Raw genomic sequence first — 3,675 nt, 5'->3', positions numbered from 1 at the left:
GGCACCAAAGGCGGCACGTCGATATGGCAGCGCTCGACGGCGAGCGGGCAGCGCGGATGAAACGCGCACCCGCTCGGGGGATTGATCGGGCTTGGCACCTCGCCTTCGACGGGCACCTCTAGCCGAACCCGCGTTGGATCCGGCACGGGTGCCGCCGCAATCAGCGCCTCGGTGTAGGGATGGACCGGCTTGGCGAAGAGGGCCTCGCTCGGCGCGAGCTCCACGATCCGCCCCAGATACATGACGGCAACGCGATGCGCGATATGCTCCACGACGCCAAGGTCATGCGAGATGAAGACGAAGGCGATGCCCGTCTGCTGCTGGAGGTCCAGAAGCAGATTCAAGATCTGCGCCTGAACGGAAACGTCGAGGGCTGACACCGCTTCGTCGGCGATGATGAGAGAGGGGTTGAGCGACAGGGCGCGTGCAATGCCGAGCCGCTGGCGCTGACCACCAGACAACTCGGACGGGAGCCTGTGCATCATTTCGGGCGACATTCCGACTTTTCGGAGAAGGTCCGCGGCGAGTGACTGGCGCTGCTTGCGGCTGAGACGCTCAAAATTTTCAACGGGTTCGGTGATGATCTGCCCGGCAGTAAGACGCGGGTTCAGCGACGAGTAAGGATCCTGAAACACCATCTGCATCCGACGGCGATGCGCACGAAGCTCGTGCTTCTTGAGGCCCGCAATATCGGTCCCGTCGATCAGGACGCGTCCGCCCGTTGGATCGACGAGCCGCATCAGGAGCCGCGCGACGGTGGACTTGCCGCAGCCGGATTCGCCGACGATGCAAAGTGTCTCGCCCGCCGCGACGGAAAAGGATACATCCTCCACCGCCCGGATCACCGGAATGCTTTTCTTGAAGATTCCCGCACCGAGCGGATAATGCTTGGTCAGATTCTCGACTTTTAGCAGTGGACCGTTCATGCGCCCATCACCTCTTCGGCGCGCCAGCAAGCCGCGGCGTGGCTCGACCCGACATCACGCAGGCCGGGGGTCTTCTCGCGGCAAATGTCGATAGCGAACGAGCAGCGAGGCGCAAAGCTGCAGCCTACAATGGGCTCGCGTAGACTTGGGACAATGCCGGGAATTTCTGGAAGGCGGCGCTGGCGGCCGCGCCGTGGATCTGGCACCGATCGCATAAGCCCCTGGGTGTAGGGATGCGCGGGACGCGCAAACAGATCTATCACGTTCGCTTCTTCAACGATCCGGCCCGCATACATCACGATCACCCGCTGGCATGTCTCGGCGACAACACCCAGGTCATGCGTGATGAACATGACGGCCGTTCCCGTTCGCTCCTTCAGATCGACGATGAGCCGCAGGATCTGCGCCTGGATCGTGACGTCGAGTGCGGTCGTGGGCTCGTCGGCGATCAACAGTTCCGGCGAACAGGCGAGAGCCATGGCGATCATGGCGCGCTGGCGCATGCCGCCGGACATTTCGTGGGGATAGTTGTTGACGCGACGCTCGGGGTCCGAGATGCGGACGAGACGGAGCATCTCCTCGGCCTTCGCCATGGCATCTGACCGCGAGGCCTTGGTGTGGATCTGCACCGCCTCGGCGATCTGGTGGCCGACCGTATAGACGGGGTTCAGGCTTGTCATCGGCTCCTGGAAAATCATGGCAATTTGGTCGCCGCGGATCTTTCGCATTTGCCGGTCGGACATCTGAAGCAGGTCGCGTCCCTGGAAGCGGATCTCCCCGCCAACCGTCTTGGCGGTCAACTTCGGCAGAAGGCGAAGGATGGAAAGAGCGGTGACGCTCTTGCCGCATCCCGATTCACCGACGACACCGAGCGTTTCGCCTTTCTTGACCTGGAAGCTGACGCCGCCTAGCGCGCGGGTGACGCTTTCATCGCCGTAAAAGTGTGTCTCAAGGTCTCGAACATCGAGAAGCACGTCGTTCCCTGCGGTTTGACGCATCTGCATGTTAACGCCTCCGCTTCGCGCGGGGATCGAACAGGTCGCGCAGGCCGTCCCCGAGCAGGTTGACGGCCAGAACCGTGACGGCAAGGCAGATACCGGGGGCGAAGATCGTCAATGGCGCGATGGCGAGATAAAGGCGCGAACTGGCGATCATGTTGCCCCAGCTCGGAATCTCGGGCGGCACGCCCACGCCGAGGAAGCTCAGCCCCGCCTCGGTCAAAATGGCGCTGGCGCAGACAGTAGCGCCCTGGACCATGAGTGGCGGAATGGTGCTCGGCAGGATATGCCGCCACAGCACCTTGGGCAGGCGCGCACCGCCGCAGAGCGCAGCCTCCACATAGGGGCGCTCGCGAACACTCAGAACCACAGAACGAACCAGTCGCGCGACGGCCGGCGTCTCGGGGATCGCGATGGCGACGATGAGAATGCCGATGCCGGGGCCTGTCAGAGAAATAAGGGCAATGGCGAGCAAAATCGTGGGGATGGACATCAGGCCGTCCATGACCCGCATGACGACGTTGTCAAAGCTGCGGCTGTAGCCGGCGATGACACCGATCAGAGCCCCGGCAAGAGCGGCGCATGCTGCCGACAGCAGTCCGACCATCAGGGAGATCCGGGCGCCGAAGATCGTTCGCGCAAACACGTCGCGGCCCAGATTGTCGCTTCCAAACCAAATTTCGCCCGAAGGTGGCTGGAGGCGTTTGAACGGATCCATGTTCCCCGGATCGCCGGCGTAAAGCGGGGCAGCCAGCGCCAGGATGATCAACAGCGCCAAGAGGCCGCCGCCTGCAAGGACGAGCGGATGCCGCCTTGCCAAACGGGGAAGGTCGGATAGTCGCAGCCGGCCCATCGGCACGGCTTCAACTTGTACGGAGAGGAGGGTCATATCAGTACCGGATGCGCGGGTCGATCAGCGTATAGGCGAGATCGACCGTGAGATTAATAAGGACGTACAGACCTGACGTCAGGATGAGCACGCTCTGGATAATGGGGTAGTCGCGGTTATTGATCGCGTCGACGACCAGACGACCGATACCCGGTATGTTGAACACCGTCTCCGTAAGCACGACCCCGCCGATTAGATATGCGAAGCTTATTCCGATGACAGTCAGGATCGGCACGCCGGCATTCTTCAATGCGTGGTGGAAAAGCATGGCATACGACGACGCACCCTTGGCGGCGGCCGTGCGCATATAATCTTCCGACAGAACTTCGAGCATGCTCGCCCGCGTGACCCGGGCGATGAATGCAATGAAGCCGAGGCCCAATGCTACGGTGGGCAGGATCAGGTGCACAAACCAAGGCCCAAGGCCACCGCCGATCGGTACATATCCCTGGACTGGCAACCAATGTGTTCGTATGGCGAAAAAGTAGATCAGGAAGAAGCCGATGACAAAGACCGGGACGGAGTAACCAAGTGCAGAAAAGGCAGTGAGGAGGCGGTCGACGAGACCGCCAGTTCGCCACGCGGCAAGGATGCCGAACGAGACCCCAGCCGTCACCGAAAGGATCATCGTTAGGATTGACAGTGAAACGGTGGGTTCAAGCCGCTGCGAAATGAGCTCTAGAACCGGTCGCCCAGAAAAAATTGAGATCCCGAAATCACCCCTGAGGATGCTCGACGCCCAATGTACGAACTGAACAGGCAGCGGCTCATTGAGGCCGAGCTGTTCGCGAATGCCCGCGATCATCTCCGCCGTGGCCGACCTGCCGGCGATCATCGCCGCCGGATCGCCGGGCGCTAGCCT

Annotated in this window: 4 protein-coding genes; all 4 read right to left on the bottom strand. The window is 61.9% G+C overall.

Annotated features, from left to right (window positions below; genetic code table 11):
- Positions 1-926, bottom strand: a 926-nt coding sequence (locus AC07FD_RS39610; RefSeq protein ID WP_478354229.1) for an ABC transporter ATP-binding protein, incomplete at its 3' end; no start/stop codon positions are given.
- Positions 923-1,930 (bottom strand): ABC transporter ATP-binding protein, encoded by a 1,008-nt coding sequence (locus tag AC07FD_RS39605; RefSeq protein WP_478354228.1) that lies wholly within the window; start codon positions 1,928-1,930, stop codon positions 923-925. The genes AC07FD_RS39605 and AC07FD_RS39610, both read right to left, overlap by 4 nt.
- Before the next feature lies 1 nt (position 1,931).
- On the bottom strand, positions 1,932-2,813 hold the full coding sequence (locus tag AC07FD_RS39600; RefSeq protein WP_478354227.1) for an ABC transporter permease: 882 nt from the start codon (positions 2,811-2,813) through the stop codon (positions 1,932-1,934).
- 1 nt (position 2,814) lies between these two features.
- A partial coding sequence (locus tag AC07FD_RS39595; protein ID WP_478354226.1) for an ABC transporter permease occupies positions 2,815-3,675 on the bottom strand: 861 nt, incomplete at its 5' end.

The sequence above is a fragment of the Mesorhizobium waitakense genome (genome assembly GCF_056431085.1).
This window is presented reverse-complemented; position numbering and strand designations above follow the sequence as displayed.